Annotated in this window: 28 protein-coding genes and 1 other annotated feature (1 of these 29 only partly in view); of the genes, 27 read left to right on the top strand and 1 reads right to left on the bottom strand. The window is 43.6% G+C overall.

Features of this window, described 5'->3' with window-relative positions; all coding sequences use genetic code 11:
* Positions 1 to 71: 71 nt before the first annotated feature.
* The 12 genes from gpr to mtaB all read left to right on the top strand — a co-directional run bounded on the left by gpr (position 72) and on the right by mtaB (position 14,007).
* Entirely contained in the window at positions 72 to 1,178 is a 1,107-nt protein-coding gene (gpr, locus tag NX903_RS12070; RefSeq protein WP_014480309.1) for a GPR endopeptidase, read from the top strand.
* A gap of 62 nt (positions 1,179 to 1,240) precedes the next feature.
* The gene (spoIIP, locus tag NX903_RS12065; RefSeq protein WP_014477383.1) at positions 1,241 to 2,446 is read left to right on the top strand and encodes a spore autolysin SpoIIP; all 1,206 of its coding nucleotides are present in this window, start codon (positions 1,241 to 1,243) and stop codon (positions 2,444 to 2,446) included.
* 16 nt (positions 2,447 to 2,462) lie between these two features.
* A complete protein-coding gene (locus tag NX903_RS12060) occupies positions 2,463 to 2,801 on the top strand; it encodes a YqxA family protein (RefSeq protein ID WP_086344100.1) in 339 nt (112 codons plus the stop codon).
* Positions 2,802 to 2,934: 133 nt separating this feature from the next.
* Entirely contained in the window at positions 2,935 to 4,773 is a 1,839-nt protein-coding gene (gene lepA, locus NX903_RS12055; RefSeq protein WP_003229999.1) for a translation elongation factor 4, read from the top strand.
* Between the two features lie 52 nt (positions 4,774 to 4,825).
* On the top strand, positions 4,826 to 5,965 hold the full coding sequence (gene hemW, locus NX903_RS12050; RefSeq protein WP_086344099.1) for a radical SAM family heme chaperone HemW: 1,140 nt from the start codon (positions 4,826 to 4,828) through the stop codon (positions 5,963 to 5,965).
* An 80-nt stretch (positions 5,966 to 6,045) separates the two neighbouring features.
* On the top strand, positions 6,046 to 7,077 hold the full coding sequence (gene hrcA / locus NX903_RS12045) for a heat-inducible transcriptional repressor HrcA (RefSeq protein ID WP_003246126.1): 1,032 nt from the start codon (positions 6,046 to 6,048) through the stop codon (positions 7,075 to 7,077).
* Positions 7,078 to 7,148: 71 nt separating this feature from the next.
* Entirely contained in the window at positions 7,149 to 7,712 is a 564-nt protein-coding gene (gene grpE / locus NX903_RS12040) for a nucleotide exchange factor GrpE (RefSeq protein WP_003230005.1), read from the top strand.
* Positions 7,713 to 7,735: 23 nt separating this feature from the next.
* Positions 7,736 to 9,571 carry a molecular chaperone DnaK gene (gene dnaK / locus NX903_RS12035; protein WP_014477380.1) on the top strand — a complete coding sequence of 612 codons (1,836 nt, stop codon included), beginning with the start codon at positions 7,736 to 7,738 and terminating at the stop codon, positions 9,569 to 9,571.
* A gap of 200 nt (positions 9,572 to 9,771) precedes the next feature.
* On the top strand, positions 9,772 to 10,899 hold the full coding sequence (gene dnaJ, locus NX903_RS12030; RefSeq protein WP_003230010.1) for a molecular chaperone DnaJ: 1,128 nt from the start codon (positions 9,772 to 9,774) through the stop codon (positions 10,897 to 10,899).
* Between the two features lie 24 nt (positions 10,900 to 10,923).
* The gene (prmA, locus tag NX903_RS12025; protein ID WP_004398884.1) at positions 10,924 to 11,859 is read left to right on the top strand and encodes a 50S ribosomal protein L11 methyltransferase; all 936 of its coding nucleotides are present in this window, start codon (positions 10,924 to 10,926) and stop codon (positions 11,857 to 11,859) included.
* 22 nt (positions 11,860 to 11,881) lie between these two features.
* Positions 11,882 to 12,652 carry a 16S rRNA (uracil(1498)-N(3))-methyltransferase gene (locus NX903_RS12020; RefSeq protein ID WP_015251679.1) on the top strand — a complete coding sequence of 257 codons (771 nt, stop codon included), beginning with the start codon at positions 11,882 to 11,884 and terminating at the stop codon, positions 12,650 to 12,652.
* The gene (mtaB, locus tag NX903_RS12015) at positions 12,652 to 14,007 is read left to right on the top strand and encodes a tRNA (N(6)-L-threonylcarbamoyladenosine(37)-C(2))-methylthiotransferase MtaB (RefSeq protein WP_003230017.1); all 1,356 of its coding nucleotides are present in this window, start codon (positions 12,652 to 12,654) and stop codon (positions 14,005 to 14,007) included. Before NX903_RS12020 ends, mtaB begins: the two co-directional genes overlap by 1 nt.
* A 35-nt stretch (positions 14,008 to 14,042) precedes the next feature.
* Here the strand turns inward: mtaB and NX903_RS12010 are convergent, their stop codons facing one another.
* Positions 14,043 to 14,966, bottom strand: coding sequence for a Na/Pi symporter (locus tag NX903_RS12010; protein ID WP_015714282.1), 924 nt, complete (start codon positions 14,964 to 14,966; stop codon positions 14,043 to 14,045).
* Positions 14,967 to 15,138: 172 nt separating this feature from the next.
* On the opposite strand from NX903_RS12010, the gene rpsU reads away from it, so the two are divergent.
* The 15 genes from rpsU (at position 15,139) to recO (ending at position 26,737) form a co-directional block, all read left to right on the top strand.
* Positions 15,139 to 15,312 (top strand): 30S ribosomal protein S21, encoded by a 174-nt coding sequence (gene rpsU, locus NX903_RS12005; RefSeq protein ID WP_003152957.1) that lies wholly within the window; start codon positions 15,139 to 15,141, stop codon positions 15,310 to 15,312.
* A gap of 14 nt (positions 15,313 to 15,326) precedes the next feature.
* Complete coding sequence (locus NX903_RS12000) at positions 15,327 to 15,773, top strand: GatB/YqeY domain-containing protein (RefSeq protein WP_003230022.1); 447 nt, start codon at positions 15,327 to 15,329, stop codon at positions 15,771 to 15,773.
* Positions 15,774 to 15,903: 130 nt separating this feature from the next.
* A complete protein-coding gene (locus tag NX903_RS11995) occupies positions 15,904 to 17,217 on the top strand; it encodes an NfeD family protein (protein WP_086344098.1) in 1,314 nt (437 codons plus the stop codon).
* 21 nt (positions 17,218 to 17,238) lie between these two features.
* The gene (floA, locus tag NX903_RS11990) at positions 17,239 to 18,234 is read left to right on the top strand and encodes a flotillin-like protein FloA (RefSeq protein ID WP_014477375.1); all 996 of its coding nucleotides are present in this window, start codon (positions 17,239 to 17,241) and stop codon (positions 18,232 to 18,234) included.
* 24 nt (positions 18,235 to 18,258) lie between these two features.
* The gene (locus tag NX903_RS11985) at positions 18,259 to 18,678 is read left to right on the top strand and encodes a hypothetical protein (RefSeq protein WP_086344097.1); all 420 of its coding nucleotides are present in this window, start codon (positions 18,259 to 18,261) and stop codon (positions 18,676 to 18,678) included.
* Between the two features lie 56 nt (positions 18,679 to 18,734).
* Positions 18,735 to 19,016 (top strand): sporulation protein YqfC, encoded by a 282-nt coding sequence (yqfC, locus tag NX903_RS11980; RefSeq protein WP_003226191.1) that lies wholly within the window; start codon positions 18,735 to 18,737, stop codon positions 19,014 to 19,016.
* 18 nt (positions 19,017 to 19,034) lie between these two features.
* The gene (gene yqfD / locus NX903_RS11975) at positions 19,035 to 20,231 is read left to right on the top strand and encodes a sporulation protein YqfD (RefSeq protein WP_003230033.1); all 1,197 of its coding nucleotides are present in this window, start codon (positions 19,035 to 19,037) and stop codon (positions 20,229 to 20,231) included.
* On the top strand, positions 20,228 to 21,187 hold the full coding sequence (locus NX903_RS11970; RefSeq protein WP_014477373.1) for a PhoH family protein: 960 nt from the start codon (positions 20,228 to 20,230) through the stop codon (positions 21,185 to 21,187). Before yqfD ends, NX903_RS11970 begins: the two co-directional genes overlap by 4 nt.
* A 78-nt stretch (positions 21,188 to 21,265) precedes the next feature.
* Positions 21,266 to 23,401 carry a cyclic-di-AMP phosphodiesterase PgpH gene (pgpH, locus tag NX903_RS11965; protein WP_086344096.1) on the top strand — a complete coding sequence of 712 codons (2,136 nt, stop codon included), beginning with the start codon at positions 21,266 to 21,268 and terminating at the stop codon, positions 23,399 to 23,401.
* On the top strand, positions 23,402 to 23,875 hold the full coding sequence (gene ybeY, locus NX903_RS11960; RefSeq protein WP_024572410.1) for an rRNA maturation RNase YbeY: 474 nt from the start codon (positions 23,402 to 23,404) through the stop codon (positions 23,873 to 23,875). It abuts the gene before it with no gap.
* Positions 23,856 to 24,227: a diacylglycerol kinase family protein gene (locus NX903_RS11955; protein WP_015384119.1), complete on the top strand. Its 372-nt coding sequence runs from the start codon at positions 23,856 to 23,858 to the stop codon at positions 24,225 to 24,227. Before ybeY ends, NX903_RS11955 begins: the two co-directional genes overlap by 20 nt.
* A gap of 118 nt (positions 24,228 to 24,345) precedes the next feature.
* On the top strand, positions 24,346 to 24,756 hold the full coding sequence (locus NX903_RS11950) for a cytidine deaminase (RefSeq protein ID WP_003230049.1): 411 nt from the start codon (positions 24,346 to 24,348) through the stop codon (positions 24,754 to 24,756).
* A complete protein-coding gene (gene era, locus NX903_RS11945; protein ID WP_003230051.1) occupies positions 24,737 to 25,642 on the top strand; it encodes a GTPase Era in 906 nt (301 codons plus the stop codon). The genes NX903_RS11950 and era overlap by 20 nt, the downstream gene beginning before the upstream one ends.
* A 147-nt stretch (positions 25,643 to 25,789) precedes the next feature.
* A complete protein-coding gene (locus tag NX903_RS11940) occupies positions 25,790 to 25,933 on the top strand; it encodes a YqzL family protein (protein WP_003230053.1) in 144 nt (47 codons plus the stop codon).
* A gap of 36 nt (positions 25,934 to 25,969) precedes the next feature.
* The gene (gene recO / locus NX903_RS11935) at positions 25,970 to 26,737 is read left to right on the top strand and encodes a DNA repair protein RecO (RefSeq protein ID WP_015384118.1); all 768 of its coding nucleotides are present in this window, start codon (positions 25,970 to 25,972) and stop codon (positions 26,735 to 26,737) included.
* Positions 26,738 to 26,776: 39 nt separating this feature from the next.
* Positions 26,777 to 26,879: a binding site (T-box leader), on the top strand; it runs 73 nt beyond the window's last position.

The following is a 26,879-nucleotide window of genomic DNA, read 5'->3' as shown; positions in this document are numbered from 1 at the left end:
GTTCTCTTTTTAGCATGATTCATTCAGCAAATGGCAACAATATAGGTACTTAATGTGAAGGAGGCCCCTGTATGAAAAAAAGTGAGCTAGATGTGAATCAGTATTTGATACGTACCGATTTGGCAGTGGAAACGAAGGAAGCAATGGCCAATCAGCAGGCTGTGCCGACAAAAGAAATTAAAGGCTTTATTGAAAAAGAGCGTGATCACGGCGGCATTAAAATCCGCACAGTTGATGTTACAAAGGAAGGCGCAGAGCTTTCGGGAAAAAAAGAAGGGCGCTATTTAACGCTTGAAGCACAGGGAATCAGGGAGAATGATTCGGAAATGCAGGAGAAGGTCTCTGCTGTCTTTGCAGAGGAATTCTCAGCTTTTCTTGAAAACCTTAATATCTCAAAAGATGCGAGCTGTTTGATCGTTGGGCTCGGCAACTGGAACGTGACACCTGATGCGCTTGGACCGATGGCAGTAGAAAATCTGTTGGTAACAAGGCACTTGTTTAAGCTTCAGCCGGAAAACGTACAGGAGGGTTACAGGCCTGTCAGTGCATTTGCACCGGGTGTAATGGGGATAACAGGAATCGAAACAAGTGACATTATTAAAGGTGTGATTGAGCAATCGAAGCCTGATTTTGTCATCGCCATTGATGCGTTGGCGGCGCGGGCGGTGGAAAGGGTCAACACAACGATTCAAATATCGGATACAGGCATTCACCCGGGATCTGGAGTTGGGAATAAACGAAAAGATTTAAGCAAAGACACGCTTGGTGTTCCGGTGATTGCTATCGGTGTTCCGACAGTAGTTGATGCCGTGACAATTGCCAGCGACACGGTGGACTACATATTAAAACATTTTGGCAGAGAAATGAAGGATAACAGGCCATCAAGATCGCTTGTTCCGGCAGGCATGACGTTTGGGAAAAAGAAAGTGCTCACTGAAGAAGATCTTCCCGATCAAAAGCAGCGCCAATCGTTCCTAGGTATTGTCGGAACCCTTCAAGAAGATGAAAAACGACAGCTCATTCACGAGGTGCTTTCGCCTTTAGGGCACAACTTAATGGTTACGCCGAAGGAAGTCGATTCATTTATCGACGATATGGCAAATGTTTTAGCGAACGGATTAAACACAGCGCTTCATGAAAAAGTGTCACAAGAAAACAAAGGCTCCTACAATCACTAAACAGTTCTACTTCCTCTAGCTTGTTCATAGAGTAATTACTAGACAAGCGCTGGAGGGATTCAATGAGAAATAAACGCAGAAACAGACAAATTGTTGTTGCGGTAAATGGCGGGAAAGCGGTAAAAGCCATCTTTCTATTTATCGTAAGCCTTATCGTGATTTTTGTTCTATCCGGTGTGCTGACGTCTCTCCGGCCGGAACTTAGGCCGTCGTCTGACTCTTTTTATGGGATTGCTGAAGAATTGCCGGGTGACGTGTTTGCACATTTGCTGCGGATGGAAAACCATTATTTCGCTTCTGACCTCTCTCAAACAGACAGCTCATTTCATCTTTCTCGTCTTTCTTTAAAGCTGGCGACGAGCATTAACCTCGAAGATCCGCGGAGCTTTCTCGGTCGGGAGCTGCCGGGGTTTGCACAATTTGATACCGAGATTTTGTTAGCTGGACAAGGGACGGATTATACGAATATGCCTGCGGAATCGCCGCCGCCGTCTAAGGTGATGGAGGAAGAAAGGGAAGCGAATTTGGCAGAGATTGAAAAACAGCAAACGCAATCAGATAATGCGCAAAAAGATCCGCCCAAACAAACAACAGGTGATAAAAAGGTTGTGTTTATCTATCACACGCACAATACGGAATCATATCTCCCTCTATTAAAAGGTGAGACCGATCCTGACATGGCGCGCCATTCTAAAGCCAACGTCACGCTTGTAGGAGATATGTTCGGACAAGCGCTTGAATCCCAGGGAATCGGAGCCACAGTGAATAAAACCGATATACAGTCAAAATTGAATAAAAAAGGCTTAAACTATGCCAGGTCCTATGATGAATCAAGGCCGGTTGTGAAAGACGCCCTCGCTTCAAACAAAAATCTGCAATATATCATTGACATCCACAGAGACTCACGGCGCAAAAAAGACACAACCGCAACGATTAAAGGAAAAAGCTATGCCAGGGTAGCCTTTGTCGTCGGGAAAAAAAGCAAAAACTTCGAAGAAAACTATAAAATTGCGAGTGAGCTTCATAAACTGATGGAGAAAAAATACCCCGGACTTAGCACAGGTGTCTTTTCCAAAGGCTCGCCAGGCGATAATGGTGTTTACAATCAGGATTTAACCGATAGAGCGCTTTTGCTCGAATTTGGCGGAGTAGATAATAATCTCGAAGAGCTGCAGCGTGCGGCTAACGCGGCCGCGGACGTATTCAGCGAAATGTACTGGGATGCTGAAAAGGTCAACGCAGCGAGCGGGGAGACGAAAAAACAATAAGAAATAGGTGGTTGATTTGATTGCATACTTTGGAAAATGCTTACTGCTTATCACGATCATGTTTTTAGGCGTACTGTTCGGCATGCAGCAGGCAAACAACGGGATGCTGAGTATGAAAGGCTATCATGACCCTTCACTGAAGGGGGCGTTTACGCTCACCGACGGAAAAGATAATGAAAAAGAAGCCTCAATCCTAGGAGAAACAGTCACGGCAAAAGATTTAGAAGAAAAACAAAAAGAGCTGGAAAAGGTGGAGACATTCAATATGTTTTCAAAAGCCGGAAAAGCGCTTTCGAACACCGTAACCAATACTGCCCAGTCAATGTATGAATGGATACGGGATATGAATCAATAAGTACGTGAAAGAGAAAAGCAGCCCAGATATGATAGGGAACTTTTCTCTTTCTTGTTTTACATTGAATCTTTACAATCCTATTGATATAATCTAAGCTAGTGTATTTTGCGTTTAATAGTAGGAGTGATAGATTGTGACAGATAAAGAAAAGCGTTTAGAGAGGCAATCGAGAATACGGAATTTCTCTATCATTGCCCATATTGACCACGGAAAATCGACCTTAGCGGATCGTATTTTAGAAAAAACGTCGGCAATCACTCAACGAGAAATGAAAGAACAATTGCTCGATTCTATGGATCTTGAACGTGAGCGGGGCATAACCATTAAATTAAACTCTGTTCAGCTTAAATATAAAGCAAAAGACGGAGAAGAATATATCTTTCATCTAATCGATACGCCGGGACACGTCGACTTCACATATGAAGTATCCCGAAGCCTTGCTGCCTGCGAGGGAGCGATTCTTGTCGTGGATGCAGCCCAGGGGATTGAAGCGCAGACGCTCGCCAATGTCTACTTAGCGCTTGACAACGATCTTGAAATCCTTCCGGTCATCAATAAAATCGACCTTCCGAGCGCCGAGCCTGAACGTGTGCGCCAAGAGGTAGAAGACGTTATCGGCCTTGATGCATCAGAAGCCGTGCTTGCTTCAGCAAAAGCCGGTATCGGGATTGAGGAGATTTTAGAACAAATCGTAGAAAAGGTGCCAGCTCCGACCGGAGATCCGGAGGCGCCGCTCAAAGCGCTGATCTTCGACTCGCTTTATGACGCCTACCGCGGTGTCGTGGCTTATATCAGAGTCGTTGAAGGAACGGTAAAGCCGGGACAAAAAATCAAAATGATGGCAACCGGCAAAGAATTCGAAGTAACAGAGGTGGGCGTGTTCACGCCGAAAGCAACTCCGACAAATGAACTGACGGTCGGTGATGTAGGCTTCCTGACTGCCTCAATCAAAAATGTCGGTGACACACGTGTCGGTGATACAATAACGAGCGCTGCCAATCCTGCAGAAGAAGCGCTGCCGGGATACCGCAAGCTAAACCCGATGGTGTACTGTGGTTTGTATCCGATTGATACAGCGAAGTATAATGATTTAAGGGAAGCTCTTGAAAAGCTTGAGCTGAATGATTCCTCCCTTCAATATGAAGCGGAAACTTCGCAAGCGCTTGGATTCGGGTTCCGCTGCGGATTTTTAGGCATGCTTCACATGGAGATCATTCAGGAGCGAATTGAGCGTGAGTTCAACATCGACCTGATTACTACAGCGCCAAGCGTTATCTATGACGTGTACATGACAGACGGCGAAAAGGTCGTTGTCGACAACCCGTCTAACATGCCGGATCCTCAAAAGATCGAACGAGTTGAGGAGCCATACGTAAAAGCGACGATGATGGTGCCGAATGACTATGTCGGCGCTGTAATGGAGCTTTGCCAAGGAAAACGAGGCAATTTCATTGATATGCAGTATTTAGACGCAAACCGTGTCAGCATCATTTATGATATGCCATTAGCGGAAATCGTATATGAGTTTTTTGACCAGCTGAAATCAAGCACTAAAGGCTATGCGTCCTTTGATTATGAACTGATCGGCTACAAACCGTCCAAGCTTGTGAAAATGGACATTATGCTGAATGGTGAAAAAATCGATGCCCTTTCCTTTATCGTGCATCGAGATTACGCATATGAACGCGGAAAAGTGATCGTTGAAAAACTGAAAGAACTCATTCCGCGCCAGCAGTTTGAAGTTCCGGTACAAGCCGCAATCGGCCAGAAAATCGTGGCCCGCTCCACCATAAAAGCAATGCGTAAAAACGTATTGGCTAAATGTTACGGAGGGGACATCTCGCGTAAACGGAAACTTCTTGAAAAACAAAAAGAAGGAAAACGCCGTATGAAGCAGGTCGGCTCAGTTGAAGTGCCGCAAGAAGCATTTATGGCAGTTCTGAAAATGGACGACAGTCCGAAAAAACAATAGAAGCCGCCGCAGTCTTGTACTGCGGCTTCTTTCTGTAAAGAAGGTGAATCCGTTGAAATCAGCTTATATCCATATCCCATTTTGTGAGCATATTTGCCACTACTGCGATTTCAATAAATATTTTATTCAAAGTCAGCCAGTCGACGAGTATTTAAACGCACTCGAACAGGAAATGATAAATACAATAGCAAAAACTGGGCAGCCTGATCTCAAAACAATCTTTATCGGAGGAGGCACGCCGACCTCCCTGTCTGAGGAACAGCTTAAAAAGCTGATGGACATGATCAACCGCGTACTGAAGCCCTCAAGCGACTTATCGGAATTTGCGGTTGAAGCGAATCCGGACGACTTGTCCGCAGGGAAATTAAAAATATTAAAAGAAGCAGGCGTAAATCGCCTCAGCTTTGGTGTGCAAACGTTCGAAGACGATCTGTTAGAAAAAATCGGCCGAGTGCACAAGCAAAAAGATGTATTCACCTCTTTTGAAAGAGCGCGGGAAATCGGTTTTGAGAATATCAGTCTTGATCTCATGTTCGGGCTTCCGGGGCAAACCCTCAAGCATCTGGAACATTCCATAAACACTGCTTTATCATTGGATGCCGAGCATTATTCCGTTTACTCCCTTATTGTAGAACCGAAAACGGTATTTTATAATTTGATGCAAAAAGGGCGGCTTCATCTTCCGCCGCAGGAGCAGGAAGCTGAAATGTATGAAATGGTGATGAGCCAGATGGAAGCTCACGGCATCCATCAATATGAAATCAGCAACTTTGCTAAGGCAGGCATGGAATCTAAGCACAATCTAACGTATTGGAGCAACGAACAATATTTCGGTTTCGGAGCTGGCGCTCACGGATATATCGGCGGCACACGAACAGTGAACGTCGGACCTGTTAAGCATTACATTGACCTGATAGCTGAAAAGGGTTTTCCGTACAGAGATACACATGAAGTGACAACAGAAGAACAGATTGAGGAAGAAATGTTTTTAGGTTTGAGAAAAACAGCCGGTGTCAGCAAAAAACGATTCGCAGAAAAATACGGCCGTTCCCTGGATGGACTTTTCCCAAGCGTGTTAAAAGACCTCGCTGAAAAAGGGCTGATTCACAATTCGGAGTCTGCCGTTTATTTGACTCATCAAGGGAAATTATTAGGCAATGAAGTTTTTGGCGCTTTTTTGGGTGAGTTATAATTGACATTTTTCTTGTGGTTTGATACTTTTGTTATAGAATTAGCACTCGCTTATTGAGAGTGCTAACAGAGGTGATGATGATGTTAACAAATCGTCAGCTGCTGATCCTTCAGGTTATAATCAACGATTTTATTAAATCGGCACAGCCGGTGGGATCAAGAACTCTTTCGAAAAAAGATGAAATCACATTTAGCTCTGCAACAATAAGAAACGAGATGGCTGACTTGGAGGAATTGGGCTTTATTGAAAAAACCCATTCATCCTCAGGACGTGTTCCGTCAGAAAAAGGGTATCGGTACTATGTTGACCATTTGCTGTCACCCGTCAAACTGACGAAAAGCGACCTGGACCAAATCCACTCGATCTTCAAAGAGAAAATTTTCGAGCTGGAGAAGACAGTTCAAAAATCAGCGCAAATTTTGTCCGATCTGACGAATTACACATCCATCGTACTCGGGCCGAAGCTGAGTGAGAATTACCTTAAACAGATTCAAATCATTCCGATTCAGCCTGATATGGCGGTAGCGATTCTCGTTACCAATACGGGGCATGTGGAAAACAAAACGATTAACTTTCCGACCAAAATGGATCTGTCTGATATTGAAAAACTGGTAAATATACTGAACGACCGTTTAAGCGGCGTTCCAATGGATGAACTGAATGAGCGCATATTTAAAGAAGTTGTCATGTACCTAAGACAGCACATTAAAAACTATGACAATATACTCGACGCGCTTCGTTCAACCTTTCATTCCACAAATCACGTTGAAAAGTTGTTTTTTGGCGGGAAAATCAATATGCTGAACCAGCCTGAGTTCCATGATATCACCCGAGTTCGGTCGCTCCTTTCATTAATTGAGAAAGAACAGGATGTTTTAAAGCTGGTTCAATCCCCGCACACGGGAATTTCGATTAAAATCGGAAAAGAAAACGACTATGAAGAGATGGAAAATTGCAGTCTGATTACGGCTTCTTATTCCGTAGACCAGAAGCAGATCGGCTCAATTGCGATTATCGGCCCGACCCGCATGAATTATTCCAGGGTTGTCAGCCTGCTTCAGCATGTGACTTCGGACTTGTCAAAAGCATTAACAAGTCTGTATGATGAATAAGGGAATTTTGGCAAATTTTATCGAAGGGCAGCACCTGTCCTTCTCCTTACACTTTGAGGGAGGTGAACACAATGTCAGAAGAAAAACAAACCGTTGAACAAAACGAAACAGAAGAGCAAGAAATCATTGAAGAACAAGCTGCCGCTGATGAACAGCAGGAAGAAACAAATGAAAGCGAACTTCTTCAAAACCAAATTAACGAATTGCAAGGTTTGCTTGAGGAAAAAGAAAACAAACTTTTGCGTGTTCAAGCAGACTTTGAAAACTATAAACGACGCAGCCGTTTAGAGATGGAAGCGTCCCAAAAATACCGTTCTCAAAATATCGTGACTGATTTGCTGCCGGCTCTTGACAGCTTTGAACGAGCGCTTCAGGTTGAAGCCGACAATGAACAGACGAAAAGTTTGCTCCAGGGAATGGAAATGGTCCACCGTCAGCTCGTAGAAGCCTTGAAAAAAGAAGGCGTCGAAGCCATCGAAGCTGTAGGGCAGGAATTTGATCCTAATCTGCACCAAGCTGTTATGCAGGCTGAAGACGAAAACTACGGCTCCAACATTGTTGTTGAGGAAATGCAAAAAGGCTATAAGCTGAAGGATCGCGTCATTCGCCCTTCCATGGTCAAAGTGAATCAATAATTACATAGCAGGAGGTTATTCAAGTGAGTAAAGTTATCGGAATCGACTTAGGAACAACAAACTCATGTGTGGCAGTGCTTGAAGGCGGCGAGCCTAAAGTTATTGCTAACGCTGAAGGAAACCGCACAACGCCATCAGTTGTTGCGTTTAAAAACGGCGAACGTCAAGTAGGGGAAGTGGCTAAACGCCAATCTATTACAAACCCTAACACAATTATGTCAGTCAAACGTCATATGGGTACTGATTATAAAGTTGAAATTGAAGGAAAGGATTACACTCCGCAAGAAGTGTCTGCTATCATCCTTCAACACCTTAAATCATACGCTGAAAGCTATCTTGGCGAAACAGTATCAAAAGCAGTTATCACAGTTCCTGCATACTTTAACGATGCTGAGCGTCAAGCAACAAAAGACGCTGGTAAAATTGCAGGTCTTGAAGTAGAACGTATCATCAACGAGCCGACTGCAGCAGCGCTTGCATACGGACTTGATAAAACAGATGAAGATCAAACGATCCTAGTATACGACCTTGGCGGCGGTACATTCGACGTTTCCATCCTTGAGCTTGGCGACGGTGTATTCGAAGTTCGTTCAACTGCCGGCGACAACCGTCTGGGCGGGGACGATTTTGACCAAGTTATCATCGATCATCTTGTGTCTGAATTCAAAAAAGAAAACGGCATTGATTTATCAAAAGACAAAATGGCGCTTCAGCGTTTGAAAGACGCAGCTGAAAAAGCGAAAAAAGATCTTTCCGGCGTATCTTCTACGCAAATTTCTTTACCGTTTATCACAGCTGGAGAAGCAGGACCGCTTCACCTTGAACTTACATTAACTCGTGCTAAATTCGAAGAGCTTTCTTCTCATTTAGTAGAGCGCACAATGGGTCCTGTCCGTCAAGCGCTTCAAGATGCAGGACTTTCTGCAAGCGAAATCGACAAAGTCATCCTTGTCGGCGGATCAACTCGTATCCCTGCCGTACAAGAAGCAATCAAAAAAGAAACTGGAAAAGAAGCGCATAAAGGCGTAAACCCGGATGAAGTTGTAGCGCTAGGTGCTGCGATTCAGGGCGGCGTTATCACAGGTGACGTAAAAGATGTTGTTCTGCTTGACGTTACACCGCTTTCTCTCGGTATCGAAACAATGGGCGGCGTGTTTACAAAACTGATCGACCGCAACACGACGATCCCAACAAGCAAATCTCAAGTGTTCTCAACTGCTGCTGATAACCAAACAGCTGTTGATATCCATGTTCTTCAAGGTGAGCGCCCAATGTCTGCCGACAACAAAACACTCGGCCGCTTCCAGCTTACTGATATCCCGCCAGCACCGCGCGGCGTGCCTCAAATCGAAGTTTCTTTCGATATTGACAAAAACGGTATCGTAAACGTAAGAGCAAAAGACTTAGGCACAGGAAAAGAACAAAACATTACAATCAAATCTTCTTCAGGTCTCTCAGATGAAGAGATCGAACGCATGGTAAAAGAAGCGGAAGAAAATGCTGACGCTGATGCGAAGAAAAAAGAAGAAATCGAAGTCCGCAACGAAGCAGATCAGCTTGTTTTCCAAACTGAGAAAACATTAAAAGATCTTGAAGGCAAAGTGGATGAAGAACAAGTGAAAAAAGCCAACGATGCCAAAGACGCTTTAAAAGCAGCGATTGAGAAAAACGAATTTGAAGAGATCAAAGCGAAAAAAGATGAGCTTCAAACAATCGTTCAAGAGCTTTCTATGAAGCTTTATGAAGAAGCTGCTAAAGCACAGCAAGCTCAAGGCGGAGCAAACGCTGAAGGCAAAGCGGATGACAACGTTGTCGACGCTGAATACGAAGAAGTAAACGACGACCAAAACAAAAAATAAGTTCTTTTTAGTGTCAGCCCCGCTTCCGGAGCTGACCGAAAAGAACACATTTCATAATCTGATTCAATGATTAGAAAGTCAAAGTCAGGCATCTCTTGGCTTTGACTTTTTTTCTTGCCCGGGATAAAAGGAATTGAAAAATCATAATTCAAAATGATACAATCTAATTTATTGTGAGAAATTCGGGAGAGTGAAGCGAGATGAGTAAGCGTGATTACTATGAAGTGCTGGGAGTAAGTAAGAGCGCTTCAAAGGATGAAATTAAAAAAGCTTATCGGAAGCTGTCAAAAAAATATCATCCTGATATTAACAAAGAAGCCGGATCAGATGAAAAATTTAAAGAGGTAAAAGAAGCGTACGAAACGCTGTCAGATGACCAAAAACGTGCGCATTACGATCAATTTGGTCACACTGACCCTAACCAAGGCTTCGGCGGCGGAGGTTTTGGCGGCGGCGATTTCGGCGGTTTTGGTTTCGATGATATTTTCTCAAGTATTTTCGGCGGAGGCACAAGACGGAGAGATCCAAATGCTCCGCGCCAGGGTGCTGATTTACAGTATACGATGACCCTGTCGTTTGAGGATGCGGCTTTCGGTAAAGAAACAACCATCGAAATTCCCCGCGAGGAAACGTGCGAAACATGTAAAGGCTCAGGTGCGAAACCTGGAACAAATCCAGAAACATGCTCCCACTGCGGAGGCTCCGGCCAGTTAAACGTGGAGCAAAATACACCGTTTGGAAAAGTCGTTAACAGACGGGTCTGCCACCACTGTGAAGGAACAGGCAAAATCATTAAAAACAAATGTGCGGACTGCGGCGGCAAAGGAAAAATCAAAAAACGCAAGAAAATCAACGTGACAATTCCAGCCGGTGTAGATGACGGGCAGCAGCTTCGTCTCTCGGGACAGGGTGAACCAGGAATAAACGGCGGCCCTGCCGGGGATTTATTTGTCGTGTTCCATGTACGCGCACACGAGTTCTTCGAGCGTGACGGCGATGATATTTACTGTGAAATGCCGTTAACGTTTGCTCAGGCTGCTCTTGGAGATGAGGTAGAAGTGCCGACGCTGCATGGAAAAGTGAAATTGAAAATTCCGGCCGGTACACAAACAGGAACGAAATTCAGATTAAGAGGCAAAGGCGTTCAAAATGTCAGAGGCTATGGACAGGGTGACCAGCATATCGTCGTCCGCGTCGTTACGCCGACAAATCTGACTGATAAACAAAAAGACATTATCCGCGAATTTGCCGAAGTCAGCGGAAACCTGCCTGACGAACAGGAAATGAGTTTCTTTGACAAGGTAAAACGCGCGTTTAAAGGCGATTAATTATTGGATGAGGAGTTGGTAGTTTTGAAATGGTCCGAATTAAGCATTCACACAACACATGAAGCGGTCGAACCTATCTCAAATATATTGCATGAAGCTGGTGCAAGTGGGGTTGTGATAGAGGACCCGCTTGATTTAATTAAAGAACGTGAGAATGTGTACGGGGAAATCTACCAGCTCGACCCCAATGATTACCCAGATGAGGGTGTCATTGTCAAAGCATATCTGCCGGTTAACAGTTTTCTGGGCGAAACTGTAGACGGCATTAAAGAAACGATTAATAATCTCCTTCTTTACAATATTGATTTGGGCAGAAACCACATCACTATTTCTGAAGTAAATGAAGAAGAGTGGGCGACTGCCTGGAAAAAATATTATCATCCTGTGAAAATTTCTGAAAAGTTTACAATTGTGCCGACGTGGGAGGAATATACGCCGGTCCATACTGATGAACTGATTATTGAAATGGACCCGGGAATGGCTTTCGGCACAGGGACACATCCCACAACCGTACTCTGCATTCAGGCGCTTGAACGCTTTGTGCAAAAGGGTGATAAGGTGATTGATGTCGGCACTGGTTCGGGAATTTTAAGTATTGCGGCTGCAATGCTTGAGGCTGAATCGGTTCATGCCTATGATCTTGATCCCGTGGCTGTAGAAAGTGCACGCCTTAATCTCAAGCTGAACAAAGTCAGCGATATTGCTCAAGTGAAGCAAAACAATTTGTTAGACGGGATTGAAGGGGAACATGATGTGATTGTGGCCAACATTTTGGCTGAAGTCATTCTTCGCTTTACTTCACAAGCGTACAGCCTGTTAAAAGAAGGCGGCCACTTTATTACGTCAGGAATCATCGGTCATAAAAAACAAGAAGTAAAAGAAGCACTGGAACAAGCTGGCTTTACCATTGTAGAAATCCTTTCAATGGAAGATTGGGTCAGTATTATTGCAAAAAAATAACAGTTAGTAGGTGTCACAGCGTATGCAACGATATTTTATCGAGCTCACGAAGCAGCAAATAGAGGAAGCGCCGGCTTTTTCGATTACCGGCGAAGATGTTCATCATATTGTGAACGTGATGAGAATGAATGAGGGAGATCAGATTATCTGCTGCTCTCAAGACGGCTTCGAGGCAAAATGTGAACTTCAATCTGTTTCCAAAGATAAAGTGTCCTGCCTTGTGATAGAATGGACGAATGAAAACAGAGAGCTTCCGATAAAGGTCTATATTGCGAGCGGCCTTCCGAAAGGAGATAAGCTTGAATGGATTATCCAAAAGGGGACTGAGCTCGGAGCTCATGCCTTTATTCCTTTCCAAGCCGCGCGTTCTGTTGTCAAGCTGGATGACAAAAAGGCAAAGAAAAAGCGGGAAAGATGGACGAAAATTGCGAAGGAAGCGGCTGAACAATCGTACCGTAACGAAGTGCCGCGAGTGATGGATGTCCATTCTTTTCAGCAGCTTCTTCAAAGGATGCAGGATTTCGATAAATGTGTCGTTGCATACGAGGAGTCATCGAAGCAAGGGGAAATAAGCGCATTCAGCGCGATTGTAAGCAGCCTTCCGAAAGGATCATCTCTATTGATCGTATTTGGTCCCGAAGGCGGTTTAACAGAAGCGGAGGTTGAACGGCTCACAGAGCAAGACGGTGTGCCGTGCGGCCTTGGACCGAGAATTTTAAGGACAGAAACCGCTCCGCTATACGCGTTGAGCGCGATTTCTTATCAAACAGAGTTATTAAGAGGTGATCAGTAATGGCAACTGTTGCTTTCCATACGCTTGGCTGTAAAGTCAACCATTATGAAACAGAAGCAATCTGGCAGCTTTTCAAAGAAGCGGGCTATGAAAGAAGAGACTTTGAACAAACAGCTGATGTATATGTCATTAATACATGTACGGTTACAAATACGGGAGATAAAAAAAGCCGCCAAGTGATCAGACGCGCCATTCGTCAAAATCCTGACGGTGTCATCTGTGTCACAGGCTGCTACGCGCAAACCTCACCTGCTGAGATTATGGCGATCCCTGGTGTCGACATTGTAGTCGGAACACAGGACCGTGAAAAAATGCTTGGCTACATTGACCAATACCGAGAAGAACGCCAGCCGATTAATGGCGTCAGCAACATCATGAAAGCAAGAGTATATGAAGAGCTTGATGTGCCTGCTTTCACGGACCGCACAAGAGCGTCATTGAAAATACAGGAGGGGTGCAATAATTTCTGCACATTCTGTATCATTCCGTGGGCGCGCGGCCTGCTCCGCTCCCGCGACCCTGAAGAAGTCATTAAACAAGCGCAGCAGCTTGTCGATGCCGGATATAAGGAAATTGTTCTTACGGGTATTCATACAGGCGGCTACGGCGAAGATATGAAAGATTACAACTTCGCGAAGCTTTTGAGCGAATTAGACACCCGTGTGGAAGGCGTGAAACGGATCAGAATTTCTTCAATCGAAGCCAGCCAAATCACTGACGAAGTGATCGAGGTCTTAGACCGCTCAGATAAGATAGTGAATCATCTGCATATTCCTATCCAATCCGGATCAAACACAGTGCTTAAACGGATGAGACGCAAATATACAATGGAATTCTTTGCAGACCGTTTAAATAAATTGAAAAAAGCACTGCCAGGCTTAGCTGTTACTTCTGATGTCATCGTCGGGTTCCCTGGAGAAACAGAAGAAGAATTTATGGAAACCTATAACTTTATTAAAGAACATAAATTCTCTGAACTGCATGTTTTCCCTTACAGTAAACGTACAGGAACACCAGCTGCGCGAATGGAAGACCAAGTGGATGAAAACGTGAAAAACGAACGTGTGCACCGCCTGATTGCTCTTTCTGACCAGCTTGCAAAAGAATACGCTTCTCAGTATGAAAATGAAGTGCTTGAGATTATCCCTGAGGAAGCGTTTAAGGAAACAGAAGAAGAAAATATGTTTGTCGGTTACACAGACAATTATATGAAGGTTGTTTTCAAAGGTACGGAAGATATGATCGGCAAAATCGTAAAAGTCAAAATCCTAAAAGCAGGTTATCCTTACAACGAAGGACAGTTTGTCCGTGTGGTTGAGGATGAAATAACTGAACACATGCGTTTGTCTTCTTAACCTAAAAAATCGGTGCATTAAAATGTACCGGTTTTTTATTTAGCCGGGATAAGAAGGTGAATCAATCGGTAAAACAAGTTTGTTAGCGGAAGAAATAAAAGAGCTGTTACTACATTAAATAAAAGACTGAAATGAGCAATCCTTTGGGCGGGATCGGGTGATAACTGCTCTACAAAGCCGGTCGCTGCGGTCAGAAAAGGCAATACTAGAGCCACCCCTAGCACGTTAAATACCACATGCGCATACGCTGTCTGTTTCGCCGCATACCCCCCGGATACAGCAGCCATGACAGCTGTAATGCATGTCCCGATATTTGATCCGAGTACGACGCTCATCGCCTGTGTCAGTCCGATAATCCCTTCATTCATAAAACTCATCAAAATGCCGATACAGACAGAACTGGAGTGAATGATGGCAGTTAACACCATCCCGATGAGCAAAGCGGACCAGTTTGAATCGTTAACATGGTATAGAACGTCGGCTCCCGTTTTCAGCTTTGTCAGCGGCCCGGCAAGATGGCTGAATCCGCTGATGCAAAAGAAGATGATTCCCAGTCCAAGGAAGCTTGTTCCCAGCTGTTTCAAAGGATACCTGCCAGTCAGAAAAAACAATAAACCTCCTATTAAAAGAACCCAAATCAAAATATCCATTTTGATAGCAATAAATTCAGTTGTAAAAGTAGAGCCAACATTCGTCCCCAGAATCATTGGTATCGTCCGCTTAAAAGAAAGAACGCCCGCACTTACAAAGCCGATGACAATGACCATAAAAGCTGAACTGCTCTGAAGTATTCCCGTAAATACAATGCTGATAAGAAACGCTTTTAACGGATGGTCCGTAAATAAAAGCAAACGTTCTTCAATTTTTGAGTACGCCATAGAAATTAAGCCTTTTCGAAGCATGTTCATGCCTGCGAGAAAGAATAATATAAGAGCAGTAAAGCTAATCAGAATTAACATCCTATTCACCAACCCCTTTCTATCATTATATAGACAGGCAGTCGCACTCATGACGGAAAAGTGAACTCACTTAGTTGACCTGACTGATGGCTTATATTATAATGTCAAAGTACATGTTTATATGTGTAACTTAAAGGTAGTCGATTGGTGTATTCGGAGGGAGGGAAAGAGAATGTCAAAAACGGTCGTTAGAAAAAACGAATCGCTTGAAGATGCTCTTCGTCGCTTCAAACGCAGTGTATCAAAGACAGGTACTTTGCAAGAAGCAAGAAAGCGTGAATTTTATGAAAAACCTAGCGTAAAGCGCAAGAAAAAGTCTGAAGCTGCTAGAAAACGCAAATTCTAAAAGAGGGTGGATTTATGAGTCTTCTTGAGCGTCTCAACCAGGATATGAAGCTGTATATGAAAAACCGTGAGAAAGACAAACTGACTGTCGTTCGAATGGTTAAGGCTTCACTTCAAAATGAAGCAATTAAGCTTAAGAAAGACAGTTTGACCGAGGATGAGGAACTCACTGTCCTTTCTCGTGAACTTAAGCAACGTAAAGACTCCCTCCAGGAATTTTCAAACGCTAATCGTTTAGATTTAGTAGATAAAGTTCAAAAAGAGCTGGACATTTTAGAAGTTTATTTACCTGAGCAGCTGTCAGAAGAAGAGCTGCGTACAATCGTAAATGAAACCATCGCGGAGGTCGGTGCGAGCTCAAAAGCGGACATGGGCAAAGTGATGGGGGCAATTATGCCTAAAGTAAAAGGTAAAGCTGACGGAAGTTTAATTAATAAGCTTGTGAGCAGTCAACTGTCTTAAATGGCAAAGAAAAGGACATCTTTCTAAGAGAGATGTCTTTTTTTATACATAAAAAAATGAAACCTTTGATACATTTGTTACGTATGAAGAGAAGGCACTTATTATAAAAGGAAGGAGGGATACACCGCCCTTGCTTCAAATCAAAGGATTCCGTGCTGCTCTTTTGAGTATATTTTTGCTTTCTTTATTAGGCGTACAACTGAATGCAAAAGCAGAAAAACAAACTGTTTATGTGATTCCGGTTGAAAAAAATGTCGAACAGGGTCTCGCTTCGTTTTTGTCCCGTTCGTTACAAGACGCAAAGGATGCACATGCAGACCATATTATTCTTGATATCAATACCCCGGGGGGATTGGTCAAATCTGCTATTGATATGGCCGATTTGATAACCGAAAGCGAGATCCCCGTAACTGCATATGTCAACAAACGCGCGTTGTCTGCTGGTGCATATATTGCACTGCAAGCAGATCACATTTATATGGCGCCTGGCGGAAAAATGGGAGCCGCCGCGATTGTTGATGGCCAAGGCAATGCCGCTGACCAAAAAGCTCAATCACTTTGGCTGGCAGAGATGGAAGATGTCGCAGTGAAAAATAACCGCGATCCAAAATATGCGCTCGCAATGGCTGACCCAGATATAGATGCTAAGGAAGTCGGCGCGCCTAAGGGAGATCTGCTGACACTTAACGCAGACAAGGCAATTGAGGTAGGCTATTCAGAAGGCACTGCTGACAATTTGTCCACGCTCGTAAAGAAGCTTGGGTTCGAAAAAGCGCAGATCAGCTACGCAAAGGAGAGCTTTGCGGAAAAGACGGCAAGATGGCTGACGAATCCGGTCATTGTCCCTATTCTGCTGACAATCGCATTTTTAGGTCTGACGGTGGAGCTTTTTTCCCCGGGTGTCGGCCTCCCTGGAACGGCTGGACTCATTGCGTTATTGCTGTTCTTTTACGGGCATCTTGCAGCCGGCCTTGCCGGGTATGAGACGGTTCTCCTCTTTATAGCAGGGGTGATCCTCATCCTGCTTGAGATTTTTCTTCCCGGAGGAATCATTGGATTACTGGGCTTGGGAGCGATTATTGCGAGCCTGTTTTTAGCCGCGGGGAGCTTCACTGTAATGGCGGTTTCTCTCTTGATCGCCTCAGCTGTTTCGATTACAGCTTTTATTTTACTGACAAGGGTGTTGGGAAAGCGTATGAAATTCTTTAAGAAATTGATATTAAATGATTCTACAAATACGGAGAGCGGCTACGTTTCAAATCAAACGCGCACGGACTTAATGGGAAAAGTGGGTATAACCTTTACACCGCTGCGTCCTTCCGGTACCGTCATTATTGATGATGAACGCCTTGACGTTGTATCGGAGGGATCGTTTACAGAAAAAGATAAAAAAGTAAAAGTGATAAAAGTAGAAGGCTCACGCATTGTCGTGAGAGAAATTTAAATAGAAACGAGGAGAAGTTATATGGATCCGTCAACACTTATGATTCTGGCAATTGTCGCAGTAGCGATCATTGTTTTGGCAGTATTTTTTACATTTGTGCCTGTAATGCTTTGGATTTCAGCTTTGGCAGCCGGAGTGAAAATCAGCATTTTCACTCTAGTTGGGATGAGGCTTCGCCGTGTCATTCCGAATCGGGTTGTTAACCCGCTGATTAAAGCCCATAAAGCGGGACTTAATGTTGGAACAAACCAGCTTGAAAGCCACTACCTGGCCGGAGGTAATGTTGACAGAGTCGTCAACGCGCTTATCGCCGCTCAGCGAGCTAACATTGAACTCACATTCGAGCGCTGTGCTGCCATTGATCTTGCAGGCCGGGACGTGTTGGAAGCTGTTCAAATGAGCGTTAATCCTAAGGTGATTGAAACACCGTTCATTGCCGGTGTCGCAATGGACGGGATTGAAGTGAAAGCGAAAGCGAGAATCACAGTAAGAGCGAATATCGAGCGCCTCGTCGGGGGAGCAGGAGAAGAAACCATTGTAGCTCGTGTAGGTGAGGGGATCGTTTCTACAATCGGTTCATCTGGCAATCATAAAAAAGTGCTTGAAAACCCTGACATGATTTCTCAGACAGTCCTTGGAAAAGGATTGGACTCAGGAACTGCGTTTGAAATTCTCTCAATTGATATTGCAGATGTAGATATCGGCAAAAACATCGGTGCAATTTTACAAACCGATCAGGCTGAGGCTGATAAAAACATCGCGCAGGCAAAAGCGGAAGAACGACGTGCGATGGCTGTCGCTCAAGAACAGGAAATGCGTGCCCGCGTAGAAGAAATGCGCGCGAAAGTGGTAGAAGCCGAGGCGGAAGTGCCGCTTGCGATGGCAGAAGCTTTGCGTGAAGGGAATATTGGCGTCATGGATTACATGAATATCAAGAACATCGATGCTGACACAGAAATGCGTGATTCATTCGGGAAGCTGACGAAAGACCCTTCGGATGAAGACCGCAAATCATAATCTCTCTAAGAAGGGAGAACGCTGATGGAAGATTTACTGACCAATCCGCTTATTATTGCAGCGATCATCGGAATCATTTCTGCGATTTTCGGCAAAAAGAGCAAAGAAGAAAAGCAAAACAGCCAAAAAAGAAAAAAACCTCAACACGTGCAATCTGCTTCTCCTCAAAAGAAGCAGTCAAAAGAAGATGCCCCTGCACCTATCTCTAACCGTATGGAACAGGCAAGACGGGAAGCGGAAGAAAGACGCAGGGAAACAGCAAGAAACCTGAAAGGGCTGGAACGAGATCTTGCTGCTGCCAAACAAAAAACAGTATACACAAAACAAAAAATGCTTCAGGTGAATAAAGACACCGTCGTACAGGGGATCGTTCTAGGAGAGGTGTTCGGGCCTCCACGGGCGAAAAAACCTCACCGTACGATGCGCCCGGCCCGTAAAAATTAAAGTGTTAGAACCTCCTTTCAAATCATACATATGAGATGAAAGGGGGTTCTTTTTGTATGGGGCAAAGAAAGAATCGTATGAAAGCTTGGCTGACAAGAGCATTGGAAATTCCCCCGGACGTTATGATGGATCTGCCGAGGATTACAATGGTTGGCAGACTTCATATCTACATAGAAAACCACAGAGGTCTTTTGCTTTTCAGTGAGAATGAAGTGAGGCTGATGCTGAAGCAGGGCCAGTGCATCATATCTGGTAAAAATTTTGTCATCAAGGCGATTCTTCCGGAAGAGATACTTTTGGAGGGTACGATTGATGTCGTTCGATATGTTGAGTCATAAAGCCGAGGGGGAAATGTTGTGAAAAATAAATGGCTGTCTTTTTTTTCGGGTAAGGTCCAGCTTGAATTGACGGGAAGAGGGATTGAGCGGCTCCTTAATGAATGCACAAGACAGGGGATTCCGGTCTTTCATGTCAAAAAAAAGAAAGAAGCCGTATCGTTATATATACAGCTTCAGGATGTACATGCCTTTCGGCGGGTGAGAAGTAAATTTAAATGTAAAGCCCGATTTATCAATCGGAAGGGTTTTCCCTTCCTGTTGCTGAAATCAAAGCTGAATATAGGGTTTACGATCGGTTTTGCGATTTTTTTCATCCTTTTGTTTTTGCTGTCCAATATGGTGTGGAAAATTGATGTGACAGGCGCTAAGCCTGAAACAGAACATCAAATGAGGCAGCATCTTAATGAAATCGGCGTCAAAAAGGGCCGTCTGCAGTTTTTAATGATGTCGCCCGAAAAAATACAGAAATCATTAACCAATGGAATAGACAATATCACTTGGGTCGGAGTTGATCTGAAAGGGACGACCATTCACATGAAAGTTGTGGAGAAAAATGAGCCCGAAAAAGAAAAGTATGTTAGCCCGCGCAATATTGTCGCCAAAAAGAAAGCAACCATCACGAGAATGTTTGTGCAAAAAGGACAGCCCATGGCTGCCATCCACGATCATGTTGAAAAGGGTCAGCTGCTTGTTTCGGGGCTGATCGGCAGCGAAGACCATCAGCAGGAAGTCGCCTCAAAAGCAGAAATTTACGGAGAAACCTGGTATAGATCAGAAGTGACAGTCCCGCTTGAAACATTATTTAACGTCTATACGGGCAAAGTAAGGACAAAGCACAAGCTTTCTTTTGGCTCGTTGGCAATCCCGATCTGGGGGATGACGTTTAAAAAAGAGGAATTGAAGCATCCAAAAACAGAACAAGAAAAGCATTCGCTTCATTTTCTCGGATTTAAGCTCCCTGTATCCTATGTCAAAGAGCAAACGAGAGAAAGTGAAGAGGCTTTACGAAAATATACGAAAGAAGAAGCAGTTCAAGAAGGCATTAAATTGGGTAAACAGGATGTAGAGGATAAAATAGGCGAAAACGGCGAGGTGAAAAGTGAAAAAGTTTTGCACCAGACTGTTGAGAATGGTAAAGTAAAGTTGATTATTCTCTACCAAGTTATAGAAGATATCGTTCAAACCACACCTATTGTCAGGGAGACTGAAGAATGACAGAACATTTACTTGCGATGAATCAAAAACTGAAAAACCCGGACGAGGCGCTTTCACTCTTCGGGAACCAAGATTCTTTTTTGAAATTGATGGAGAAAGATCTGAATGTAAATATCATTACGCGCGGCGAGACGATTTATGTTTCAGGCGATGATGAATCGTTTCAGATTGCAGACAGGCTGCTGGGATCACTCCTCGCTTTAATTCGCAAGGGGATAGAGATCTCTGAACGTGATGTGATTTACGCCATCAAAATGGCAAAGAAGAATGAACTTGAATACTTTGAAAGCATGTATGAAGAAGAAATTACAAAAAACGCAAAAGGCAAATCAATCCGTGTAAAAACAATGGGACAGCGGGAATACGTGGCCGCTATGAAGCGGAATGACCTTGTATTCGGCATTGGTCCGGCGGGAACCGGGAAAACGTACCTGGCTGTCGTAAAAGCAGTCCATGCTTTAAAGAACGGACATATCAAAAAAATCATTTTAACAAGACCTGCCGTGGAAGCCGGTGAAAGCCTTGGTTTTCTCCCAGGTGACCTAAAAGAAAAAGTAGATCCTTATTTACGCCCGCTGTATGACGCTCTCCATGATGTGCTTGGGGCAGATCATACAGAACGTTTGATGGAAAGAGGCATCATTGAAATTGCTCCGCTCGCATATATGAGGGGACGGACGCTCGATGATGCTTATGTTATACTTGATGAAGCACAGAATACCACGCCTGCTCAAATGAAAATGTTTTTGACGAGACTGGGTTTTGGCTCTAAAATGATCATTACAGGTGACGTTAGCCAAATTGATCTGCCGAAAGGCGTCAAATCGGGACTTGCAGTAGCGAAGGAGATGCTGAAAGGAATAGACGGCATTTCTATGATTGAGCTAGACCAGACAGACGTGGTCAGACATCCGCTTGTTGCGAAAATTATTGAAGCATACGATAAGCAAAATTAATGCTGAATGACCCGATCGCGCGTTATCGGGTCATTTTTATGATTGCTTATGGGCTTGATGTTTCAAGAGGAGGTTCTTGTGTTGAAAAAGAAGGCTAAGACCAAAAGCAGCTCAAAAAAATGGAGCAGTTTTAAAAATGCCCGCTCCATGCATGTACTGCTGTATCTTCTGCTGGCTGCCATTATGTTTGCTTTGCTCTTTGTACATGTTAAGCCGGAAACACTTGATTTAGACCTGTTTTCAGTCAGCGACAAGACCATTTATGCTCCGGCAACCGTGGAAGATCAAAAAGCCACAGAGGAAAAAAAGCAAGCCGCTGAGGACGCGGTTGAGGATCAATATACATTAAAAAAAGAATACACAGATAATCGGATTGACCTTGTGTCATCAATATTCGACAGTATCAGTGAAGTGAAAAAATCATCGGAAGAAGGCAGCAAATCACCATCGGAAAAATCAATGGTCAAATCCGTAAAGGACAAATTGACATCAGATGTGAATGATTCCATATCCGAGGGCTCAATTAAGACATTGCTGAAAGCAGACAGTGAAGACTTTTCTTTTGTCAGAGATACGGTCATTACCGCAGTAAATACGGTCATGAGCAGTGAAATCCCTTCGGATAAACTATCTGATGCAAAGGATAAGGTAGAAAAAGAGCTAAAGAGCAATTCTATTCCGTCTAAATACTTGGGAGCTGCGACAGAAATCGGGCGTTTTGCTATTATTCCGAATTACGTCTTTGATCCGAAAGCAACAGAGGCAAAACGGCAGGAAGCTTCAGACAATGTCCAGCAGGTTCAAATCAAACAGGGACAAGTGCTTGTGGAAGAAAATGACCTCATTGATCGGGAAGTGTACAGGAAACTTGAGCTGACTGGGTTATTAAATAACTCAAATCTCTTTAAACCGATCAGCGGGCTATTGATTATGATCGGACTTTTCATTGCAACACTTGTATATTATTTTGAAAAACAGAAACAAAATCTGAAGTTTAAAAACCAATCCATTCTGTTATTCTCCATAATCACAACACTTTTGCTTGTGATCATGGAGGTTGTCAGTTTGTTTCAGAAGATGGAGTATAATAATATCGGCTATCTGGTCCCCATTGCGGCCGGCGCCATCTTAATCAAACTGCTGATGAATGAACGCATTGCCATTTTGGGAAGTATCATTCTTGCGATTTGCGGAAGTATGATGTTTAATCAGGGTGTGACAGGAACATTCAATTATGTCATAGGGATTTATTATTTGATCAGCGGCATTTCAGGTGTATTATTTTTAGGAAAACACAATGCAAGATCAAAGATTTTGCAGACCGGACTTTTCGTGGCGTTTATTAATATGGTTGTCGTTCTATCCTTATTATTGATCCAGAACACTGCGCTGTCGGGTCTTGAAATCGGCACGTTAATGCTCATGGGGGTTGTGTCGGGGTTTGCTTCATCTGTATTAATCATCGGCCTGATGCCGTTTTTTGAGACGGGCTTTGGCATTTTATCCACCATGAGGCTGCTCGAGCTGTCTAATCCTAACCATCCGCTATTGCGCAAAATACTGACAGAAACACCAGGTACATATCATCACAGTGTAATGGTTGCCAATTTATCAGAGGCAGCCTGTGAAGCGGTTGGGGCTAATGGTTTGCTTGCAAGAGTCGGCGCATATTATCACGATCTCGGAAAAACAAAGCGACCGCAATATTTTATTGAAAACCAAATGAATATTGACAATCCGCATGACAAGCTGTCACCTCAGTTGAGTAAAAATATTATCATCTCGCATACGACAGACGGTGCGAATATGCTGAGGAGCTATAAATTTCCGAAAGAGCTTGTCGATATTGCTGAGCAGCATCATGGAACCTCGCTTTTAAAGTTTTTTTACTATAAAGCAAAGGAAAAAGGCGACCAGATTACAGAGGAAGAGTTCCGTTATCCGGGGCCGAAGCCGCAATCAAAGGAAGCCGCAATTATATCAGTGGCCGACAGTGTTGAAGCGGCCGTCAGATCCATGCATAATCCAAATCCTGAACGAATTGAAAAGCTTGTCCGGGGTATTATATCCGATAAGCTTCAGGACGGACAGTTCAGTGAATGCGATTTGACATTTAAAGAGCTGGATACAATCGCAAAAACACTCTGTGCAACATTAAAAGGAATTTTCCACTCCCGGATTGAATATCCGGAGGCTACTAAGAAGGTGAAATAGATGAGTTTACTGATTGATATCGTTGATGAAACAGGAAGCGTCTCAGAAGAGATGCTCAAAGAAGTAGAAAATCTGCTTCAATTTGCCGCTGAGCGTGAAGGCGTTCAGGATCAGGCTGAAGTTTCTGTCACGATTGTTTCCAATGATGACATACATCAGATTAACAAAGAATACCGGGGAAAGGATGCTCCGACAGATGTCATCTCATTTGCTCTTGAAGAAGAGGGAGAAGGCGAGGTCGAAATCGTGGGCGCCGAAATGCCTCCGGTTTTAGGTGATATTATCATCAGTGCCGATCGCACAAGAGAGCAGGCAGAGGAGTATAATCATTCTTTTAAAAGAGAGCTCGGATTTCTAGCTGTACACGGATTTCTGCACCTTTTAGGATATGACCATATGACGAAAGAGGAAGAAGAGGAGATGTTTACTAAGCAAAAGGAATTGCTGGACGCTTATGGACTCAAAAGATCATAGAAATGAGCTGAAGCGATTCTTCAAAAGCTTCGTGCATGCAGGCCGGGGCATCTGGGAAACAGCGCGGACGGAGCGGAATTTCCAATTTCATGCCGCAGCCGCCTGCGCTGTTCTCATTTGCGGCTTCCTTGTAGAGCTCAGCATGATTGAGTGGATGATTATATTCCTTTTGATAGGCGGTATGTTTTCGCTTGAGCTTTTAAATACAGCCATTGAACATACGGTTGATTTAATAACTGACAAACATCACCCTCTTGCTAAAGCGGCCAAGGACGCTGCCGCCGGGGCTGTTTGCGTTTTTGCCGTGATTTCGTGTATCATTGGTTTACTTATTTTTTTGCCAAAGCTGTAATGGCTGAAAATTCTTACATTTATTTTACATTTTTAGAAATGGGCGTGAAAAAAAGCGCGCGATTATGTAAAATATAAAGTGATAGCGGTACCATTATAGGTAAGAGAGGAATGTACACATGAACAGACAAGAATTAATAACAGAAGCTTTAAAAGCGCGTGATATGGCATATGCGCCGTATTCCAAATTCCAAGTAGGAGCCGCTCTTCTTACCAAGGATGGAAAAGTGTACAGAGGCTGCAACATTGAGAACGCGGCATACAGCATGTGCAATTGCGCCGAGCGTACCGCTTTATTTAAAGCTGTTTCTGAAGGGGATACAGAGTTTCAGATGCTGGCCGTTGCGGCTGACACCCCTGGACCGGTATCTCCGTGCGGAGCCTGCCGCCAGGTGATTTCTGAGCTTTGCACAAAAGACGTTATTGTCGTACTGACTAATTTACAAGGACAAATAAAAGAAATGACTGTGGAAGAATTATTGCCAGGCGCATTTTCATCGGAGGATTTACATGACGAACGAAAGCTTTAAATCAGGATTTGTATCCATTATTGGAAGACCAAACGTAGGAAAATCTACATTTTTGAACAGAGTCATTGGACAAAAAATCGCGATCATGAGCGATAAGCCCCAAACGACGAGAAACAAGGTGCAAGGAGTACTGACGACAGGCACATCACAAACCATTTTTATTGACACACCAGGGATTCATAAACCTAAGCATAAGCTTGGGGACTTTATGATGAAAGTGGCGCAAAATACATTAAAAGAAGTCGATTTGATCTTGTTTATGATCAATGCTGAGGAAGGCTACGGGAAGGGCGACGAATTCATCATTGAGAAATTGCAGACGATGTCTACGCCTGTATTCTTAATCGTAAACAAAATCGATAAAATTCATCCCGACCAATTGCTTCTGCTAATTGACGAATACCGCAAACGTTATCCTTTTAAGGAAATTGTTCCGATTTCTGCTTTAGAAGGAAATAACATCGAAACCTTGCTCGCTCAGATTGAAGCGTATTTGCCGGAAGGGCCGCAATTCTATCCGAGTGACCAGGTAACTGACCACCCTGAACGATTTATCATTTCTGAATTAATCAGGGAAAAGGTGCTACATTTGACGAGAGAAGAAATCCCGCACAGCATTGCGGTGGCCATCGAATCCATCAAAGGGCAGGACAACGGTTCTGTGCACGTAGCGGCAACGATTGTGGTCGAGCGGGATTCCCAGAAAGGCATCGTGATCGGTAAAAAAGGAAGTCTTCTAAAAGAGGTTGGAAAAAGAGCGAGAGCGGATATTGAAGCACTGTTGGGCTCCCGTGTCTACCTTGAATTGTGGGTGAAAGTGCAGAAAGACTGGCGTAATAAAATGTCCCAGCTTCGCGATTTTGGCTTTAAAGAGGACGAATATTAATCTCTTGCTGTGTGTGTCATTATCTCACAGGAACAGGGATACATTAGCAAATTTTGTTTAACATGAAATGGAGGACATCTGGTCAAGATAAAGGTAAGAATTTGGAGTTTAGGTAAGCTAGTTTAACTACAGAAAGGTGGGTTTCTTGTGTTGAATTTTACCTGGAACGTATTTTCTCAAACAGGAAATGTTGATACGTATCTTCTTTTTAAAGAACTGGAAAAAGAGAACATGGAAAGACCCGAAGAACTAGAAGATGAGCTAGCCCGATTTGATTATCCAATTTTATAAACCTCTTGGCCGCTCCTGCTTGAGGAAGGTGCGGAAATGCTGACAAAATGTGAAGGAATCGTTCTTCGCACAAATGATTACGGAGAGACGAATAAAATCGTAACATTACTGACAAGAGAACACGGAAAAATAGGTGTTATGGCACGAGGCGCCAAAAAACCGAACAGCCGTTTATCAGCAGTCAGCCAGCCCTTTTTGTATGGTTCTTTCTTAATGCAAAAAACATCGGGCCTCGGAACGCTTCAGCAGGGGGAAATGATCCTCAGCATGAGAGGCATCAGGGAAGACTTGTTTTTAACAGCATATGCTGCCTATATTGCTGAGTTAGTCGACAGAGGCACAGAAGAAAAAAAGTCAAATCCTTATTTATTTGAATTCATATTAGAATCATTAAAACAGCTGAATGAAGGAACAGATCCGGATGTTATCACCTTCATTGTTCAAATGAAGATGCTCGGTGTCATGGGCCTGTATCCTGAGCTGAATCATTGTGTACATTGTAAAAGCCAAGACGGAACCTTTCATTTTTCTGTTCGTGATAATGGTTTTATATGCCACCGCTGTTTTGAAAAAGATCCTTACAGGATACCGATTAAACCGCAAACGGCAAGGCTGTTAAGACTCTTCTACTATTTTGATCTGTCGAGACTCGGCAATGTGTCCTTAAAAGAGGAAACAAAAGCTGAATTAAAGCAAGTGATTGATTTATATTACGAAGAATATTCGGGATTGTATTTAAAATCAAAGCGCTTTTTAGATCAAATGGAAAGCATGAAACATCTTATGGGTGAAAACAAAAGTTGACATTTGGTCCATCTTTTTATATGATCATTTATTATAAAATATGTTGCAGTGAGAGAAAGAAGTACTTGCGTTTACCTCATGAAAGCGACCTTAGGGCGGTGTAAGCTAAGGATGAGCACGCAACGAAAGGCATTCTTGAGCA

This window comes from Bacillus sp. FSL R5-0576 (assembly GCF_038004765.1).
In the GTDB taxonomy this organism is placed as follows: domain Bacteria; phylum Bacillota; class Bacilli; order Bacillales; family Bacillaceae; genus Bacillus; species Bacillus subtilis.
This window is presented reverse-complemented; position numbering and strand designations above follow the sequence as displayed.